Genomic DNA, 16,997 nt, shown 5'->3' with positions numbered 1-16,997 from the left:
GACAATTCTCGCGCATTCGGCGTCACTCCGGCCTGTTTCGGGTTCGCGGCCTCTTCGACCGCCTCGGCAGTGCCCGGCGCCGGCCCGGTGATCGCGGCCAACCGGCGATCGGAACAAGACAACCTCGGTAGTCCTGGGTGCGGCCGCACTGCGTGGCCGCACCCAGGCATATCCGGGGTCTTCCGGCTACGCTTCCCCCGTGCGATTCGACGAAGGCGCGGGCCTGGACACCTCCGAGGTCGAGGACCTGCGTGGCGGTGGTGGCGGCGGTATCGGCGGCCGGGTGGCACTCGGCGGCGGCGGGCTCGGCGTGGTCGGTCTCGTCATCTACTTCCTCTTGTCCCAGTTCGGCGGCGTGAGCCTGAACCCGTCGTCCGGCGGGATCGGCAGCCTCGGCGGCGTGGGCTCCGGGCAGCAGATGGACAACACGTCGCTGTCACAGGAGTGCAAGACCGGCGCGGACGCGAACCGGAACCACGACTGCGCGATCGTCGCCTTCATCAACTCGATCCAGGACTACTGGGGGCAGGAGTTCCAGCGGTCCGGGTCGACCTATCGCAAGGCCGTCACCAACTTCTTCAACGGCGGCGTGAACACCGCCTGCGGCAGCGCGACTTCGGACGTCGGGCCGTTCTACTGCCCCGGCGACTCCGAGGTCTACATCGATCTCAACTTCTTCAACGAACTCCGCAGCCGGTTCGGAGCGCAGGGCGGGCCGTTCGCGGAGGCGTACGTGCTGGCCCACGAATACGGGCACCACGTGCAGAACCTCACCGGGGTGTCCAAGAAGGGCACCGGCAGCGGGCCGACGTCCGGTTCGGTGCGGCTTGAACTGCAGGCCGACTGCTACGCCGGAGTCTGGGCGAACCACGCCACGACCACCCCGACCGAATCCGGGCGGCCGCTGATCACCGAGGTCACCCAGGCGGACATCGACTCCGCGCTGGACACCGCTTCGCGGATCGGTGACGACTACATCCAGTCGAAGCTCGGCGGCGGCCGGGTCGACGAGTCGAAGTTCAGCCACGGCACGTCGGCGCAGCGGAAGAAGTGGTTCACCACCGGCTTCGAGACCGGCGAGCCCGCGCGGTGCGACACCTTCGCGGCCAGGAGCCTGGGCTGAGCCTTGGCCTCGAACGGGCGTGTTCGCGGGCGGGCTGAAGGCTCCCTTCGCCGCGTCTGATGCAGCGAAAGCAGCCATCGCGACGATGGTTCCGGGCCTGCCACGGGAGCCGGCCACGCCTTGAGTGTCCACAAGGGACGCTTAGAAGCGGCGGAATGTCTGATTGGTGACTGATGTGCGGTTTTTGAGTGGGTCGTGCGTTCGAAGTCCGCAGGTGCTCGGCGTGCGTAAAGCCGTAACTCGCGTGATCAGGCACGTAACTCGCGTGTCTGGAAGCGCCACTCACGAGTCACCTTCCCTGACCAGGTCAACCGCGCACCCGATAGCGCAGGTGAAGCACCCGCTCGCCTTGGATCACCACGTCGGGATCCTCCAGCAGGTGCTGCGCCCGGACCGATCCGAAGAAGCGTTTGCCGGAGCCGAACACCACGGGTGCGACGTCCATGCGCACCTCGTCGACGAGGCCCGCGGCGAGCGCCTGGCCACCGACGTCACCGGCGGCGACCTCGACCACGCGGTCGCCCGCGAGCTCCCGTGCCTTGGCCACGGCCGCCTCGACGCCGTCGACGAAGTGGAACGGCGCCCCCGGGTCCCACCCCTCGGGCGCCGGACGGTGCGTCACGACGACCACGTGGTCGATCCCGCTCGGCGGCTTCCCGTCCCAGCCGTCCGTCAGGTCGAAGACGCGGCGGCCGGCGATCGTCACCCCGATCTGGTCCCAGTACGCCCGGGTGTGGTCGTAGGACGCCTGCGACACCTTGAGCGCCCCGCTGTCGTCCAGGGGGACGTCACCGCCGGTCAGCCAGTCGAACAGCGGTCCGGGCTGGTCGCTCTCGTCCGCGATGAAGCCGTCCACCGACACCGAGCCGTACATGACCACCTTGCCCACGGGCCCTCCTCTTCTTGGGATGCCCCGAAACTAGCCGGTCGCGCGCCGCCGCTCTTGTAAGAAATCAATCGGCGGGCAGCGGCCAGCCGTCCAGCGCGTGGCCGGGGTGCTCGCGCAGGAACCGACGCCGGACTTCGAGGTACCGGGTCGGCGTGAGCCCGGTGAACTCCCGGAACTCGTGGCCGAAGTGGGCCTGGTCGAAATAGCCGGCCGTACTGGCGAGGGCGCCCCAGTCGATCGGTCCGGCGGGATCGATCGCGAACACGGCGGCGGTGAGGCGGTAGGTCCGGGCCAGCCGCTTCGGCGTGACACCGACGAGCCGTTTGAACCGTTGTGCCAGATGAGTGCCGCTGACCCCGGCCGCGACGCTCAGGTCGCCGATCGCCGCCGTCCCTCCGGTCGCCGCGAGAACGCCGCTCGTATGGCGGACCAGTCCCAGGCCGGCGGTCTCGCGCAGCCGTCGCAGCAGCTCGTCTTCGAGCAGCGTCAGCATCTGTCGCGGCCCGGCCGCCATGGCCAGCCGGTCTCGCAGCTCGGCGACGGCGGACCTGCCCCAGATCTGCTCCAGGGTCACCGGCCGGTCGCACAGCTCGGCCGCGGGCATCGGCAGGAACTGCGCCGGCCCCCACGGTTTGAAGTGCACGCCGACCGACCGGGTCCCGGGTGGGTAGCCGAACTCCACCGCCCGGGTGGGCGTGGTGACCAGGCAGCCGTCGGCGTATTCGGCCGCCTCGATTTCGGCGCCGGCGCGGATGCGGAACGGCGGCCCGAGGTTGACGATGAGGAACGCGCCGGGCATCGGCGGCAGCGTCAGCCGGGCGTACGGCGGCGCGCCCCGCAGGTAGTAGAGGTCGTCGATCAGCCCGTCGAGCGGCGGTCGCGGCACTCTGGAGACGTACTCCACGCCCCCAAGCATCGTCGAAGCCCCCTCCCTCGCGCCAGGCGAGGAAAGGGGCTTCGGCGTACTTGGATCAGGCGGCGACGTGGTGGTCGTCGGCGTGGACGGAAGCCGTCAGGCTCCGCTGCTGCGACCGCTCCGCCGCGCGAAGCGCCTTCGCCTTCGTGGCCTTGGCACCCGAGACACCGTTGATGTTCTCGGTGCTGGTCGCGTACACGCCCAGCGCCCAGGCGACGGCGTCCGAGTTGCGCTCGAGCGCGACGCGGTCGACGTTGCCGAGGTTGTCGCAGGCCTGGTGGTAGCACTTGTCGTAAGGAACGTCGGCGCTACCGCCCCACTTCGCGGCCTGTGCGGCGGTCTTCACGCCTTCGGCACCGGTGAACAGGCCACCGGCCGGGATGCCGACCGCGATGAACTGGCCGTAGTCGGAGCGACCGGTGAAGTCCGTGCCCTCGACCGGGACACCCTTGCCCTGCTGGAGGTAGTCCACGAGGGTCTTCTCGAGCTGCGCCGAACCGTACGGGCCCGCGCCCGCGCCGACACCGTCGGAGTTGTCACCGTCGTAGGCGAAGTACGCCGCGTTCGGCGAGCCGATCATGTCGTAGTTGTAGTACAGCGCGATGTTGAGCTGCTCTTCGAAGCTCAGCGAGTTGACGTAGTGGGTCGAGCCGACGAGCCCGAACTCCTCGGCGCTCCACCAGCCGAAGCGGACGGCGTTGTTGGCCTTGGGCTTGCTGCCCAGCTGCAGCGCGGTCTCCAGCAGCGCGGCGGAACCGGTGCCGTTGTCGTTGATACCGGGGCCCTCGGTGACGCTGTCGAGGTGGGCACCGAGCATCACGACGTTGTCCTTGCGGCCGGTCTTGGTCTCGGCGAGGACGTTGTAGCTGGTCCGCGCCTCTTGGAAGGCACGCAGGTCGAGGGTGACCGAGGCGCCTGCCTTGCCGGCGAGGGCCTGGCCGTCGGCCTGGGTGATGCCACCGGTCGGGATCTTGCCCGCGGCCGGGTCGCCCAGGGTGCCGTTGACCGGGCCCGGGACGTTGTTGTAGACGATCGCGCCGATGGCGCCCGCCTCGGCGGCCGTCGCCTGCTTCTGCGCGAAGGAGCAGCCGCCGCGCTGGATCAGCGCGATCTTGCCGGCGACCCCGCCGGCGTAGTCGGCCGCTTCGCAGCCGCTGGTGTCGTCGACCGGGACCACCGCGAGCGGCGCGGTGATTCCGCCCGCGGGCGTCGACGGGCTGTAGGACATGATGATGATCGGGACGTCGGCGCCCGCGACCGTCAGGTTCTCCGCGAGGGTCTCCGCGTAGGTGAAGGGGAACTCCTGCCGCGTGACCGTGAAGCCCGCCTGTTCCAGCTTCGTGGCGACGTACTCCGCCGACCGCTTGTGGCCCTCGGTGCTGGCGGCGCGGCGGCCTCCGGTCGCGTCCGAGATCCGCTGGAACGCGATCAGGTGGCGGTTGACGTTGTTCACGTTGACCTTGTTGACGAGCTGCTTCGCCAGCGCGGGGCCGTCGATCCCCGTGGCGGCCGTCGCAGCGGGAGCCATCCCGACCGTGAGCGCGGCGGTGGCCGCCACCACGATCGAGGGAACAATGCTTCTTCGCGAATATGACATGGGCGTCACCTTTGTGTGGTTCGCGCCACAGGTCAACCGACGTTCGGCGGACTTTATGACACCGGGATAAGGTCGTTCGTATGTACGCGATCACCATCCGTGAGCCCGGCGATCCCGATGTTCTCGAATGGACCGAGGTCCCCGATCCCGTGGCCGGTGAAGGCGAAGTCGTCATCGAGGTCGCCGCGAGCGCCGTCAACCGTGCTGACCTGCTGCAACGTCAGGGAAACTATCCGCCGCCACCCGGTGCGAGCGAAATCATCGGACTCGAATGTTCGGGCACGATCAGCGAAATCGGCGAAGGCGTCGAAGGATGGCGAATCGGCGACGAGGTTTGTGCTTTGCTCGCCGGTGGGGGCTATGGGGAAAAGGTCGCTGTCCCGGCAGGACAACTGCTTCCGCTTCCCGCCGAAGTCGAATTGCTCGCGGCCGCCGGACTGCCCGAAGTCGCGTGCACCGTCTGGGCGAACGTGGTGATGCACGCCGGCCTGTCCGAGGGCGAGGTCCTGCTCGTCCACGGCGGAGCGGGCGGCATCGGCACGCACGCGATCCAGGTCGCGAAGGCGCTCGGCGCGACGGTCGCGGTGACGGCGGGTTCGGAGGAGCGGCTGGAGAGCTGCCGCCAACTCGGCGCCGACATCGCGATCAACTACAAGGAGCAGGATTTCGTCGAGGTGCTGCGCGCCGAAACCGGCGGCGCGGACGTCATCCTCGACAACATGGGCGCCAAGTACCTCGACCGCAACATCGACGCGCTGAAAGCCGACGGCAGGCTGGTGATCATCGGCATGCAGGGCGGGGTCAAGGGCGAGCTGAACATCGGCAAGCTGCTGGGCAAACGCGTGAGCGTGTACGCCGCCGGGCTGCGGTCGCGGCCGCTGGAGCAGAAGGCGGCGATCGTCGCCGACGTCCGCGAGCGGCTGTGGCCGTTGGTGGAGCAGGGTTCGGTGAAGCCGATCGTCGGCCAGGTCGTCCCGATGGCCGAAGCCGCTTCAGCGCACCGCGCTTTGGAGGACGGCACGGTTTTCGGCAAGGTCTTGCTGGCGGCGAAGTCCTGACCCTCCCGCAATTCGTCCTCTAGTTGCGGTACTTGCGTGTGCAACTACCGCAACTAGAGGACGAATTGCGGCGTCAGCGGATCTCTTCCAGCACCCGGACGAGCTGATTGACCTCGAAGACGTTCGAGTAGTGCGCGAGTCCGATGCGGACGGCGCCACCGACTTCGGCGGCGCCGAGCGAGCCGAAGACACCGCTCGTTCCGTCGTCGGCGAAGGCGCAGAGCCCTTGGGAAGCCAGGTATTCGGCGACCTCGGGCGCCTTCTTGCCCGCGACGGCGAACGCGAGCGCGGGGATCCTGCGCATGGCGTCGCCGATGACCATGACGTGCCGCAGCGAACGCAGCTCCGTGGACAGCTGCGCCAGAAGTCCCGCGTGGTACGACTTCGCCGAACCCAGCGACGTCACCAGCTTCTCGCGCCGTGAACCCATCGCGGCGTCGTCCAAACCGGCCAGATAGTCGATCGACGCGATCAGGCCGGCCAGCAACGGGTACGCGTGCGGCCCCAGTTCCATCCGGGCCGGCCCGCGCGCGGCCGGATCGAGCGACACCGACGGCAGGCGTTCGAGCAGCTCGGGATCGCGGAAGACCAGCGCCCCCACCGACGGGCCGCCCCAGGCCTGCGCCGAAACCACCATCACGTCGGCACCGAGCGCGTTGAGGTCCAGCGGGACGAACGGCGCCGCGTACGTCGCGTCGACGACCACCAGCGCGCCGACCCGTTTGGCGAACTCGATCACCGTCGGGACGTCGGGCCGGGTGCCGACCGAACCGGACGCCAGTGTCACCGCGACGGCCTTGGTGCGCGCGGAGACGAGGTTCTCGTACTGCCAGGCGGGCAGCTCGCAGGTCTCGATGTCGATCTCGCCCCAGCGCACGACCGCGCCGACGCGTTTCGCCGCGCGGCGCCACGGCGCGAGGTTGGCCTCCTCGTCGAGCCGGGAGACGACGACCTCGTCGCCGATCGTCCAGCGATCGGCCATCGCGTCGACGAGACGGCGGATGAGATCGGGCGCGTTGGGGCCGAGCACGACCCCGGCCGGATCGGCGCCGACCAGGTCGGCGACCGCCCGGCGAGCGGCCGTGACGATGCTTTCCGCACGCTGGGAGGCCGGAAACGCTCCACCCGGCCCGGACACCGGAGCGCGCATCGCCGTGGATACGGCCGAAGCGACCTGTTCAGGTACGAGCATTCCGGCGGCGCCGTCGAAGTGAATCCAGCCGTCACCCAGCGCGGGAAACAGCCCACGGATACGAGCGACGTCGAACGCCATGGGGACACCGTACGGACGTGCGGTTTGGCGCTTTACCCGGGGTTGGCTGCCCGGACACGGGGTGCGACGATTCCCGCTACGCTCGGAGACGGCGCCGAAAACCACACTGCGCTTCGCGCCCGACGTAGGCCAGGATGGAGCACATGACCGACCCAGTTTCCCGCGAATCGACCACCCCCGGTGACGGCGGCGGAGACTCCCCACACCATGTGGTGGTCGTCGGTCCCGACGGCACCCCGGTCGGCACCGCACGCCTCGCCTCCCCCGGCTCCGAGTCCGGTTCCGGCGAGGAGGGGCACGAGGAGTCCCTCGGCGACCTCGTCGAAGAACCCGCCAAGGTGATGCGCATCGGCACGATGATCAAGCAGCTGCTGGAAGAGGTCCGCGCCGCGCCGCTGGACGACGCCAGCCGCACGCGCGTGCGCGAGATCCACCAGACCTCCATCCGCGAGCTGGAGCAGGCGCTGGCGCCCGAGCTGCAGGACGAGCTGGAGCGGCTGGTGCGGCCGTTCACCGAGAACTCGACGCCGTCCGATGCCGAGCTGCGGATCGCTCAGGCTCAGTTGGTCGGCTGGCTGGAAGGGCTGTTCAGCGGCATCCAGACCGCGTTGTTCGCGCAGCAGATGGCCGCGCGAGTGCAGCTGGAGCAGATGCGGCGCGGCCTCCCGGCCGGTCCTTCCGCGGGCGGCGCCGCTTTGGGCGGGCACGGGGCCGGCGAGTCTCACGGGCCTGGCCAGTACCTCTGACAGGGGTCAGCGGAACCGGCGGAAGAACGTCCGCAGGTCGTCGATGAGCAGATCCGGCACCTCCAGCCCGGGGAAGTGACCCCCTCGGTCCGGAGTGGACCAGTGCACGATGTTCTCGGTGCGCTCGGCGAGGTGCCGGATCGGCAGGCCGGTGTCCTTCGGGAACACGGCCACCCCGGTGGGCACCGTGGACTTCGCAGGCCCTTCGCCCCAGGCCGGGCCCAGCGCGGCGTAGATCCGCGAAGACGAGTTCGCCGTGCCGGTGAGCCAGTAGAGCATCACGCTGGTGAGCAGGTCGTCGCGATCGATCGCGTCTTCCGGGACGTCCCGCGAGTCCGAATAGGACTTGAACTTCTCCACCAGCCAGCCCAGTTGCCCGGCCGGTGAGTCGGTGAGCCCGTAGGCAAGCGTTTGCGGCTTGGTCGCCTGGATCATCGCGTAGCCCAGCTCGCCGGTCTGGAACTCCCGCCCACGCGCCAGCGCCGCCTCTCCCCGCGCGAGTTCTTCACCGGTGAGCCCTTCGAGATCGGCCTCGGATTCCGGCACCGCGTGCGGCAGCATCGTCAGATGCGCGCCGATCACCCGCTCCGGTGACCGGACGCCCACGTCGCGCGACACGATCGCGCCCCAGTCACCGCCGTGCAGCCCGAACCGCTCGTACCCGAGCCGCGACATCAGGACCGTCCAGGCATCGGCGATGCGGCCCGTGCCCCAGCCCGCGTCGGTCGTCGGCCCCGAGAAGCCGAACCCCGGCAGCGACGGCACGACGACGTGGAACGCGTCCGCGGGGTCACCGCCGTACGCGCGCGGGTCGGAGAGCGGGCCGACGACGTCGAGGAATTCCACAATGGACCCCGGCCACCCGTGGGTGAGCACCAACGGGACCGCGTCCGGCTCCGGCGACCGCGCGTGCAGGAAGTGGACGTTCGCGCCGTCGATGTTCGTCGGGAAACCCGGGAAGCCGTTGAGGCGCTCCTCGTGGGCGCGCCAGTCGTAGCGGAGCCGCCAGTACTCGGCCAGCTCCTGGAGGTACCCGAGCGGCGTCCCGAGCCCCCAGCCGACGCCGTCGATCTCGTCGGGCCAGCGCGTGTTCGCCAGGCGGGCGGCGAGGTCGTCGAGGTCCCGCTGGGGGACGGCGATGGTGAACGGCGAGATCTCATCGGTCATGGGGCGACGGTAGGGAGGATCGAGGACAGTCGCGGTCCTTGATTCCGATCAGACTCGGAACTCCGGCAAGGCCCACGACGTCATCAGCTCCGCGATGTCGGCGACTTCGTCCTCGTCGGCCTCTCGGCCCTCCGCGCGGAGGAACAGCATGAGGTCCATGAGCTCTTCGAACAGGTCATTACGAGAGGTTCCGCGCTCGAGTTCCTCGATGAGCAATGGCCTGGCCTTGCCATAAAGCCTGTTCGTGACGATGTCGAGCAGTTTTTCGCGGAAGTCGCTGCTCACAGCCACACGTCGCCCCCTGGAATCGGAAAACCCTCGTTCCAGTGTCCCTGTCACTACAAACGATGTTCGGGCGGAACCCAGTCCGACATCAGATCCGCGACATCCGCGACCCGATCTTCCTCTGCTTCTCGTCCCTGCGCACGGAGAAGCAAGATCGTGTCGAGCAGTTCCTGGTACAGCTTCTCCCGCAGGACACCCCGCTCGATTTCGGCGGCGAGCAGAGGGCGGATCTCGAAGATGGTCAGCTCCGTGGCGACAGCACTCAGGAGCCTCACCCGGAAGTCCCCACTGACTTCCCTGTCTTCAGCCAACGCCGTCGTCCAGCCGGTCCAGCACGCGGTCCACCCCATGGCCGTCCACGACGGACGCGGCCGTCTCCGAGAACCGCCGCCGCGTCTCCCCGTCCAGCAGGAGGGCCCGCAAGGTCTCCACGGCATCGTCGTCCAGCGCCGCCGCGCTTCCCAGTCCAGCCGCCAGCCCGAGATCCAGTGCGCCCCGGTACCCGGTCTCCTGGTTGTCGACCAGCTTCACGACTCCGGTTGGTACTCCAAGGCAGCAAAGCTCCAGCAGCGTCACGCCGGCCGCGCTCACGGCCACGTCCGTCTCCACCAGCAGATCCAGCAGCCCTGGCCCGGGCGGCGCGATGCGGAATTCCTGGCCGGGCAAGGCGTCTGGCACCACAGGTTCACCGCGTACGAGCACGTCGGCGACGAAGGGCAGTTTCGTGTCACGTAAAGCGTGCAGGAGCACACTGACCGTCCCGGCCCATTCCGTCCCACCGCCGAGCACCACGGTCACATGCGGCCGCTCGGCCTCCTCACGGCCGCGACGCTTCTCCCGCGCACTGCGGACGACGTCCCGCATCGGCGCATACGCCACGCCTCTGAGCAGGTCGCCGGAGCCGTCGTCGGGCCGCGGCGCGGGAGCGAAACCACAGTCGACGACCAGATCCGCCGCGCGCCTGCCGAACACGTCGTCCTCGATGGACACCAGGAGCGCGCCGGCGGCGTTGACTTCCCCGCGTATCTCGCCGATGCCGTAGTGATCGACGACCACGGCGTCGAAGCCGTCGAAGGGCACGGACGGCACCACCGGAACCGACAGTTCACCGAACCGGGCGGCCAGCCATTCGGCGTTGTCCACGGCGCCCGCGAACACGACATCCCAGCCCCGCGCGACGGCGCGTTCGGCATAGGCGACCATGCGCGAGACATGGCCGGCGCCGATCGTCCCGGAGGCGTCGGCCCGCAGCACCAGCTTCGTCACCCGGCCACCTTCTTCTGCTCGACGTGTTCGTTGAGCCGCGCGAGATCGGGCCGGGACCGCAGCACCCCGACGACCTCGCGCCAGTCACCGACACGGTCCCCCAGTTCCGCCACGACGCCGTCGATGACCGTCCAGTCCTCGACGGTGTCCAAGGTCACGCGCAGGTCGTCGGCGGCCGGGCTCACCACGACACCGGAACACGAGTACGTCTCCGGACGCGAGTAGATACCCGAAGTGACGTGTTCACGATCGGCGCCACGGGCGATCTCGACCTGTTCGGCCAGCACCTCCGCACGCACGAGTTCCGCGTCGAAACCTCGGGGCAGCGTGCGGACGAGGGTCGTGCTCAGGTAGTCCAGCGACGGCCGCGCCCGCCACATCGCGACGAGGTGCCCGATCAGCTCCGGGTCCAGCAGCGGGCAGTCGGCGGTGAGCCGCACCACGGCGTCGGCCGGATACGACTCGACAGCGACCGCGAACCGCGCGAGGACGTCGTCGAGCGGCCCTCTGGCGACGAACGCGCCGTGCCGGGCGGCCTCTTCGGCCACCGCGTCGTCGTCGGCCTCCGTCGAGGTCGCGACGACGACATGGTCGATTCCCGGCGAGGCCGCGGCGGCGCGGACGACCCAGCCGAGCACACTCCGGCCCGCCAGCGGACGGAGCACTTTGCCAGGTAGCCGGGTGGACGACGCTCGCGCCTGGATGACGGCGTTGACCACGTGGGCCCCGGGGGCTGGATCCATGGGTGACATGATGGCCTGCGGCAGCAGCACCGAAACGCGGAGGTCAACGATGTCCGAGCTGGATGGCTCCAGCATCCTGCTCACCGGCGGGACCGGTTCGTTCGGCAAGGCGTTCATCACCTACGCCCTGGCCGAGCTGAACCCGCGACGGCTGGTCGTGCTCTCCCGCGACGAGCTCAAGCAGTACGAGGCCCGGCAGCAGTTCGACAACGACCCGCGGCTGCGGTGGTTCATCGGCGACATCCGGGACCGCCGCCGCCTCGAGCGCGCGATGCACGGCGTCGACTACGTGGTGCACGCCGCCGCGCTCAAGCAGGTCGACACGGGTGAGTACAACCCGTTCGAATTCGTGCAGACCAACGTCGTCGGCTCGCAGAACGTCATCGAAGCCGCGATCGACACGGGTGTGAAGAAGGTCGTCGCGCTGTCGACGGACAAGGCGTCCAGCCCGATCAACCTCTACGGCGCCACGAAGCTGTGCGCTGACCGGATGTTCATCAGCGCGAACCACTACGCCGCGACACATCCGACCAGGTTCGCCGTGGTCCGCTACGGCAACGTGATGGGCTCGCGCGGCAGCGTGATCCCGTTCTTCCGCGCGCTCGCGGCCAAGGGCGAGTCGCTGCCGATCACGCACAAGGAGATGACCCGCTTCTGGATCACGCTCCCGCAGGCCGTGCAGTTCGTGGTCGACTCCTTCGACCAGATGAACGGCGGTGAGCTGTACGTGCCGCGTATCCCGAGCATGCGGCTGGTCGAACTCGCGCAGGCCATCGCGCCCGGTTCACCGATGCACGAGGTCGGCATCCGTCCCGGCGAGAAGCTGCACGAAGAGATGATCGCCCCCGACGACGCCCGTCGGACGGTGCGGCTGAGCGACCGCTACGTCGTCCAGCCGCACATCGCGGGCTGGGGCTACGAGCCGCCTTTGGACGGCCAGGCAGTGCCGGAGAACTTCGCGTACCGCTCGGACACCAACGACCTGTGGCTCGACGCGGACGAGCTGCGCGACCTGGTCGAGCAGTATGGCTGAGTTCCTTCCCTACGGCCGTCAGTCCGTTTCCGACGAGGACGTCGCCGCCGTCACCGAGGTGCTGCGCGGCGACTGGCTGACCACCGGCCCCGCCGTCACCCGCTTCGAGGAAGACCTCGCCGAGCACACCGGCGGCACGCCCGCGGTGGCCGTCACCTCGGGCACGGCCGCGCTGCACGTCGCGTACGCGGCGGCCGGGATCGGCCCCGGCGACGAGGTCGTCACCTCGCCGATGACGTTCGTCGCCACCGCCGCGACGGCCGCGCTGCTGGGCGGCAAGGTCGTGTTCGCCGATGTCGAAGCGGACACCGGCAACCTCGACCCGGCGGCGGCTTCGGCGGCCGTCACCTCACGGACCAAGGTCGTCGCCGCCGTGGACTACGCCGGCCACCCGGCCGAACTGGACGAACTCGGCCGGATCGCGCACGACAACGGCGCGCTGGTGCTGGAAGACGCCGCGCATTCGGTGGGCGGCAGCTGGCAGGGCAGGCCGGTCGGTTCGCTCGCCGACCTCACCACGTTCTCCTTCTTCCCCACCAAGAACCTCACCACGGCCGAGGGCGGCGCGGTGGTGGCCGCTTCGGACGAACTGCTAACGCGTGCCCGGGGTTTCCGCAATCACGGTCTGGTGCGGGACAAGACGTCGCAGCGTTATCCGGACGAGGGCCCGTGGCATCAGGAGGTGCACGAGTTCGGCCTCAACTACCGCTTGCCGGATGTGTTGTGCGCCTTGGGAAGCAGCCAGCTTCGCAGGCTCGCCGAGTTCAAGAAGCGCCGCGCGGAGATCCACGCGCGGTACACCGCCGAACTGTCCTCTTTGGATGGAGTGCTGACGCCTGCCGTGCGCGAAGGCGCGGACCCGGTGTGGCACCTGTACCCGCTGCGAGTCCTCGAAGGACGTCGCCGCGAGCTGTTCGATCACTTGCGTGCCAAGGGAATCGGCGTGCAGGTCAACTACATCCCCGCGTACTGGCACCCGGTGTTCGAGGACCTCGGATACCGGCGCGGGATGTGCCCGAACGCGGAGCTGTACTACAGCCAGGAACTTTCGCTGCCGCTGTTCCCGGCGCTGACCGACGCCGACGTGGACCGCGTCATCGACGAGGTCCACAGCTTCTTCGGCTAGATCAGGCCCCAGGTGAGCGCGGTGCCCTTCGGGACGTCGGACGCGAAGGTGCGGCCGAGCACGTTCACGATCTCGGCGGGCGCGAGCCCACCGGCGGGCCGGATCGAGCGGACGTTCTCCCGCGTGACCGTGTCACCGGCACGTACGTCTTGGACGACGTAGAGAGAACGCCGGAAGCGGAGCCCTTCCTTTTCGCTCTCGCGCGGCCCGATCACGGCGGCGCCCAGCGCCTCCCAGGCACGGTGCGACTCGGTGACCAACGCGGCCAGCTCGGCAGGCTCCAGTGAGAACTCCGAGTCGACGCCGCCGTCTTTCCTCGCCAGCGTCACGTGCTTCTCGATCGCGACGGCACCGAGCGCGACGGCGGCCAGCGGGGCACCGATGCCGGGTGTGTGGTCGGACAGGCCGACGAGCGTGCCGGTCACGCCCGCCAGTACGGGCAGGCCACGCAGGTTGCTCTCGGCGGGCGACGCCGGGTAACTCGCGGTGCAGCCGAGCACGATCAGCTGGTCGTTGCCCGCCTCACGCGCGGTCCGGACCGCCGCGTCGATCTCGGCGACGCTGGCCATCCCGGTCGAGATGATCAGCGGCTTGCCGGTCTTCGCGCACAGTTCGATCAGCGGCAGGTCGACGATCTCGGATGACGCGATCTTGTACGCGGGCGCGTCCAGCGACTCCAGCAGCTCGACGGCGGTCGGGTCGAACGGGCTGGAGAAGATCTCCAGGCCACGGGCGCGGGCACGCTCGAACAGCGGCTCGTGCCATTCCCACGGCGTGTGGGCGCGCTCATAGAGCTTGTAGAGGTTCTCGCCACCCCACAGCGAATGCGAGTCGCCGATCCGGAAGTCCGGCGTGTCCACGTCGATGGTGATCGTGTCCGGCCGGTAGGTCTGCAGCTTGACCGCCTGCGCGCCGGTTTCGGCGATCGCGTCGACGATCTCCAGCGCCCGGCCGAGGTCGCCGTTGTGGTTACCGGACATTTCGGCGATCACGAACGGCGGACGCGCCGTCGAGAGGACATGTGCGCCGATGCGCACCTCGGTGGCGGTCATCGGGGTGGGGCTACCTCTTCTTCCTGGTCCGGCGGTCGGCGGCACGCAGTTCGGTCCAGACGACCTCGCGCGGCTCGCCGTCGACCTCTCGAACATACCTGCGTGTTTCGGTGAAGCCGAATCGCTTGTGGAGCTGCAGCACCTGCCGGTTGTCCGCAAGCGTCGCACCGCCGAGCAGGTTCAGGCCGAGCACGTCGAAACCGTAATCGACGGCGGCGCCCTCCAGCTTCAGCCAAGCGGGGAGGAGTTCCCGGCCGAGGCCCTCGACGTCCAGGTAGAAGTGCCATTCCGCGCTTCCGGCCTCGGTATCGATGTCACTGAACAACACGACACCGGCGGGCACGCCGTCGTGCCGGTAGACCAGAACACGACGGCTCGGATCCGCGCGGACGGCTTCGAACCAGCCACGGTGTTCTTCGACACCGATCTCGTGCGTGGTGAAGCTGACCTGCCGGACCGACGGGTGGTTGCGCCACCGCCGGATCTGGTCGAGGTCGTCCTCGCCGGCTTCGACCAGCAGGCCGGTCATTCGCCCGCGGGGGCGGTGATGGTGTCCTCGATCCGGCGCAGCCGGTCCTCGTACCTGGCGATCCCGGCGAGCCGGACGCGGATCTGGGCGTGCTGGCGCTGGATCTCCTGGATCAGGCTGCGCGCCTCGGCCAGCTCGGGCTTGTCGGCGTGCACGGACAGCGACAGCGACTCGCGCAGATCCTCCAGCTGGGCCTCCTGGGCCGCGACGCTCGGGATCAAGCGGTCCAGCTCGGCGCGGGTCCAGCGCAGGTCGCCGCGGGCGTGCTCGATGCCGCTCTCGGTGCCGTCGAGCCGGCGGCGGTGGTCCGCGGTGGCGTATTCGAGGTCGTTGACGCGCCCGTTGAGATCGCGGAGCCGCTCGTCGATCCGGAAGTCGATGAGCCGGGCGATCCGGGCGATCACGCCGCTGCGGAGTTTCTGCACTGCCATGGGTGGTTCCTTCTCGGGGTGGGCTGGCTGGGACTTCAGCGCAGGAGTTCGGTCTCGCCGGTCTTCGTCCACGAATCCAGCAGCCTGCCCTCGGCGGCGATCTGGTGTTCCGGACCGACGATGCAGGAATCGCCCGCGGCGTGCTCCCAATGTGTCTGGTTCGGGTCGTCGATGAACGAGAACCCGGAGAGGATCAGGTTGGCGTGTGGAAACGACGTGCGCGCGATCCAGGCGGCCAGCGTCCCGGTGGTCGACCACAGGCCCTGTTCACGGCTCGGCAGCCCGAGCGCGTCCGAGAGCGGCAGGACGACTTCACGGTTCGGCACCGGCACGAAACCGAGATCAGCGGGCCACCAGCCTGGGATGTCTTCGGGTTCCCAATGCATCCGCCCCGGCTCGACCAGCAGGTAGAGCCGCTTGCGGTAGTCGCGGAAGACGTGCTTGGTGGCGCGGACGGCACGGTTGAACACGACGACGTGCACCCGGCTGCCGACGGTCTCCGGACCACCCGGCTCGTCGACGACGAAGCCGTTGACGCGGATCACGAGATCGCAGGCGTCGATGGCCTTCGCCCGCCGGGGGTCCGGCGGAAGCGGCTGATTGCCGACCACGGCCACCGAACGGGGCTCCGGCCGGTCGGCGTATGCGGCGAGCAGATTGACCATCAGGCTCGCGTCGCCGAGTGCAGCAGTCATGAGGGCAGAAAGTACCAGCACACGCACCGCGTTCGACTGCGAATGCGACGGTAGCTTTCCGTGGTCGGGCGGGGCGGCCCCAGCATCATCGGCCCCATCGGTACCCTCGTTCCCGTGCATGCCACCAGCACGGTTCACGCCGCCGACGGTGCTGCGCCGACCTCGGTTCCACCGATTTCGGACAGCAAGACCTTTTCGCGCGCGTTCGCCGACATCAAGACCGGTTTCGCCGCCAAAGAGCTGTGGGGACACCTCGGCTGGCAGGACATCAAGCAGCGTTATCGCCGCTCGGTGATCGGCCCGTTCTGGATCACCATCAGCCAGGGCGTCATCGCGCTCGGCCTGGGGCTGCTGTACTCGCAGCTGTTCGGCATGCCGATCGACACCTTCCTGCCCTACCTGAGCACGGGCTTCATCATCTGGGGCTTCATCAGCGGCTGCCTGACCGAGGGCATGGAGACCTTCATCTCCAACGAGGGGCTGATCAAGCAGCTACCGGCGCCGCTCTCGGTCTACGTGCTTCGCACGGTCTGGCGCCAGACCCTGATGCTGATGCACAACCTGATCGTCTACGTGATCGTCATCGCGATCTTCTTCTCCTCGCTCAACCACGATTATTCGCTGAACACCGGCAACTGCAATCCGGGTTTCTCCGGCATCTGCCATCCCGGCATCGGCTGGTACTCGCTCACCGCGATCCCCGGCTTCTTCATGCTCGCCCTGAACGCCGGCTGGGTCACCCTGCTGCTGGGCATCATCTCGACCCGCTACCGCGACATCCCGCAGGTGATCAGCTCGCTCATCCAGCTGCTCTTCTACATGACGCCGATCGTGTGGCCGATCGACCAGCTGCTGGCCGGCGGCGCGCGGGCCGCCACCTCGTGGGCCCTGCCGTTCGTCCACGGCAATCCGCTGTTCCACTTCATCCAGATCGTGCGCGCACCACTGATCGGGCAGGAAGTCAGCGTCAACAGCTGGTACGTGGTGGCAGGCATCACCGTCGTCGGCTGGATCCTCGCGCTGGTCGCGATGCGCAATTACCGTTCCCGCGTCTCTTATTGGGTGTGA

The 16,997-nt window shown here is 68.8% G+C and carries 19 protein-coding genes; 6 read left to right on the top strand and 13 right to left on the bottom strand.

The window, feature by feature from the left end:
- The first annotated feature begins 199 nt into the window (after positions 1-199).
- Positions 200-1,123, top strand: coding sequence for a KPN_02809 family neutral zinc metallopeptidase (ypfJ, locus tag ACOCEP_RS12485; RefSeq protein ID WP_482337373.1), 924 nt, complete (start codon positions 200-202; stop codon positions 1,121-1,123).
- Positions 1,124-1,430: 307 nt separating this feature from the next.
- Here ypfJ and ACOCEP_RS12480 read toward each other — a convergent pair whose 3' ends face one another.
- From ACOCEP_RS12480 to ACOCEP_RS12470, 3 genes are all read right to left on the bottom strand, one after another.
- Positions 1,431-2,012, bottom strand: a complete 582-nt coding sequence (locus ACOCEP_RS12480) for a dihydrofolate reductase family protein (protein WP_482337372.1) — start codon at positions 2,010-2,012, stop codon at positions 1,431-1,433.
- Positions 2,013-2,076: 64 nt separating this feature from the next.
- Positions 2,077-2,898 carry a helix-turn-helix transcriptional regulator gene (locus ACOCEP_RS12475; protein ID WP_482339697.1) on the bottom strand — a complete coding sequence of 274 codons (822 nt, stop codon included), beginning with the start codon at positions 2,896-2,898 and terminating at the stop codon, positions 2,077-2,079.
- A gap of 85 nt (positions 2,899-2,983) precedes the next feature.
- Positions 2,984-4,525, bottom strand: a complete 1,542-nt coding sequence (locus ACOCEP_RS12470) for a M28 family peptidase (RefSeq protein ID WP_482337371.1) — start codon at positions 4,523-4,525, stop codon at positions 2,984-2,986.
- Positions 4,526-4,605: 80 nt separating this feature from the next.
- On the opposite strand from ACOCEP_RS12470, the gene ACOCEP_RS12465 reads away from it, so the two are divergent.
- Positions 4,606-5,583, top strand: a complete 978-nt coding sequence (locus ACOCEP_RS12465) for an NAD(P)H-quinone oxidoreductase (RefSeq protein ID WP_482337370.1) — start codon at positions 4,606-4,608, stop codon at positions 5,581-5,583.
- A gap of 73 nt (positions 5,584-5,656) precedes the next feature.
- On the opposite strand, the gene ACOCEP_RS12460 is transcribed toward ACOCEP_RS12465, so the two are convergent.
- A complete protein-coding gene (locus ACOCEP_RS12460) occupies positions 5,657-6,856 on the bottom strand; it encodes a cysteine desulfurase-like protein (RefSeq protein WP_034309809.1) in 1,200 nt (399 codons plus the stop codon).
- A 134-nt stretch (positions 6,857-6,990) separates the two neighbouring features.
- Between ACOCEP_RS12460 and ACOCEP_RS12455 the strand changes: the two genes are divergently transcribed.
- Positions 6,991-7,602, top strand: coding sequence for a bacterial proteasome activator family protein (locus tag ACOCEP_RS12455; RefSeq protein WP_482337369.1), 612 nt, complete (start codon positions 6,991-6,993; stop codon positions 7,600-7,602).
- A gap of 6 nt (positions 7,603-7,608) precedes the next feature.
- Here ACOCEP_RS12455 and ACOCEP_RS12450 read toward each other — a convergent pair whose 3' ends face one another.
- From ACOCEP_RS12450 to ACOCEP_RS12430, 5 genes are read right to left on the bottom strand one after another with little or no spacing between them, the layout of a single operon-like run.
- Positions 7,609-8,769 carry an epoxide hydrolase family protein gene (locus ACOCEP_RS12450; RefSeq protein ID WP_482337368.1) on the bottom strand — a complete coding sequence of 387 codons (1,161 nt, stop codon included), beginning with the start codon at positions 8,767-8,769 and terminating at the stop codon, positions 7,609-7,611.
- 48 nt (positions 8,770-8,817) lie between these two features.
- A complete protein-coding gene (locus tag ACOCEP_RS12445) occupies positions 8,818-9,054 on the bottom strand; it encodes a hypothetical protein (protein WP_482337367.1) in 237 nt (78 codons plus the stop codon).
- Between the two features lie 53 nt (positions 9,055-9,107).
- Positions 9,108-9,329, bottom strand: a complete 222-nt coding sequence (locus ACOCEP_RS12440) for a hypothetical protein (protein WP_482337366.1) — start codon at positions 9,327-9,329, stop codon at positions 9,108-9,110.
- 28 nt (positions 9,330-9,357) lie between these two features.
- On the bottom strand, positions 9,358-10,320 hold the full coding sequence (locus tag ACOCEP_RS12435) for a spore coat protein (RefSeq protein WP_482337365.1): 963 nt from the start codon (positions 10,318-10,320) through the stop codon (positions 9,358-9,360).
- Positions 10,317-11,063 (bottom strand): cytidylyltransferase domain-containing protein, encoded by a 747-nt coding sequence (locus ACOCEP_RS12430; RefSeq protein ID WP_482337364.1) that lies wholly within the window; start codon positions 11,061-11,063, stop codon positions 10,317-10,319. The genes ACOCEP_RS12435 and ACOCEP_RS12430 overlap by 4 nt, the downstream gene beginning before the upstream one ends.
- Positions 11,064-11,112: 49 nt before the next feature.
- Here ACOCEP_RS12430 and pseB point away from each other — a divergent pair, with 49 nt between their 5' ends.
- Positions 11,113-12,096 (top strand): UDP-N-acetylglucosamine 4,6-dehydratase (inverting), encoded by a 984-nt coding sequence (pseB, locus tag ACOCEP_RS12425; protein WP_482337363.1) that lies wholly within the window; start codon positions 11,113-11,115, stop codon positions 12,094-12,096.
- On the top strand, positions 12,089-13,222 hold the full coding sequence (locus ACOCEP_RS12420) for a DegT/DnrJ/EryC1/StrS family aminotransferase (protein ID WP_482337362.1): 1,134 nt from the start codon (positions 12,089-12,091) through the stop codon (positions 13,220-13,222). The genes pseB and ACOCEP_RS12420 overlap by 8 nt, the downstream gene beginning before the upstream one ends.
- Here the strand turns inward: ACOCEP_RS12420 and pseI are convergent.
- The 4 genes from pseI to ACOCEP_RS12400 are packed head-to-tail and all read right to left on the bottom strand — an operon-like array spanning position 13,219 to position 15,899.
- Entirely contained in the window at positions 13,219-14,274 is a 1,056-nt protein-coding gene (gene pseI / locus ACOCEP_RS12415; RefSeq protein WP_482337361.1) for a pseudaminic acid synthase, read from the bottom strand. The genes ACOCEP_RS12420 and pseI overlap by 4 nt on opposite strands.
- 10 nt (positions 14,275-14,284) lie before the next feature.
- Entirely contained in the window at positions 14,285-14,803 is a 519-nt protein-coding gene (locus tag ACOCEP_RS12410) for a GNAT family N-acetyltransferase (protein ID WP_482337360.1), read from the bottom strand.
- Positions 14,800-15,234, bottom strand: a complete 435-nt coding sequence (locus ACOCEP_RS12405; protein ID WP_482337359.1) for a hypothetical protein — start codon at positions 15,232-15,234, stop codon at positions 14,800-14,802. Before ACOCEP_RS12405 ends, ACOCEP_RS12410 begins: the two co-directional genes overlap by 4 nt.
- A gap of 35 nt (positions 15,235-15,269) precedes the next feature.
- Positions 15,270-15,899: a hypothetical protein gene (locus ACOCEP_RS12400; protein ID WP_482339696.1), complete on the bottom strand. Its 630-nt coding sequence runs from the start codon at positions 15,897-15,899 to the stop codon at positions 15,270-15,272.
- Between the two features lie 144 nt (positions 15,900-16,043).
- Here ACOCEP_RS12400 and wzm point away from each other — a divergent pair, with 144 nt between their 5' ends.
- Positions 16,044-16,997: a galactan export ABC transporter permease subunit Wzm/RfbD gene (gene wzm, locus ACOCEP_RS12395; RefSeq protein WP_482337358.1), complete on the top strand. Its 954-nt coding sequence runs from the start codon at positions 16,044-16,046 to the stop codon at positions 16,995-16,997.

The sequence above is a fragment of the Amycolatopsis sp. CA-211722 genome (assembly GCF_056828465.1).
The sequence above is the reverse complement of the archived record's forward strand: the minus strand, read 5'-3'. Positions and strand labels throughout refer to the sequence as shown.

Coding starts and splice junctions, on each gene's coding strand:
- ACOCEP_RS12470 (WP_482337371.1), bottom strand. CDS start 4,525: ATGTCATATTCGCGAAGAAGCATTGTTCCCTCGATCGTGGTGGCGGCC.
- ACOCEP_RS12465 (WP_482337370.1), top strand. CDS start 4,606: ATGTACGCGATCACCATCCGTGAGCCCGGCGATCCCGATGTTCTCGAA.
- ACOCEP_RS12460 (WP_034309809.1), bottom strand. CDS start 6,856: ATGGCGTTCGACGTCGCTCGTATCCGTGGGCTGTTTCCCGCGCTGGGT.
- ACOCEP_RS12455 (WP_482337369.1), top strand. CDS start 6,991: ATGGAGCACATGACCGACCCAGTTTCCCGCGAATCGACCACCCCCGGT.
- ACOCEP_RS12450 (WP_482337368.1), bottom strand. CDS start 8,769: ATGACCGATGAGATCTCGCCGTTCACCATCGCCGTCCCCCAGCGGGAC.
- ACOCEP_RS12430 (WP_482337364.1), bottom strand. CDS start 11,063: ATGGATCCAGCCCCCGGGGCCCACGTGGTCAACGCCGTCATCCAGGCG.
- pseB (WP_482337363.1), top strand. CDS start 11,113: ATGTCCGAGCTGGATGGCTCCAGCATCCTGCTCACCGGCGGGACCGGT.
- ACOCEP_RS12420 (WP_482337362.1), top strand. CDS start 12,089: ATGGCTGAGTTCCTTCCCTACGGCCGTCAGTCCGTTTCCGACGAGGAC.
- pseI (WP_482337361.1), bottom strand. CDS start 14,274: ATGACCGCCACCGAGGTGCGCATCGGCGCACATGTCCTCTCGACGGCG.
- ACOCEP_RS12410 (WP_482337360.1), bottom strand. CDS start 14,803: ATGACCGGCCTGCTGGTCGAAGCCGGCGAGGACGACCTCGACCAGATC.
- ACOCEP_RS12405 (WP_482337359.1), bottom strand. CDS start 15,234: ATGGCAGTGCAGAAACTCCGCAGCGGCGTGATCGCCCGGATCGCCCGG.
- ACOCEP_RS12400 (WP_482339696.1), bottom strand. CDS start 15,899: ATGGTCAATCTGCTCGCCGCATACGCCGACCGGCCGGAGCCCCGTTCG.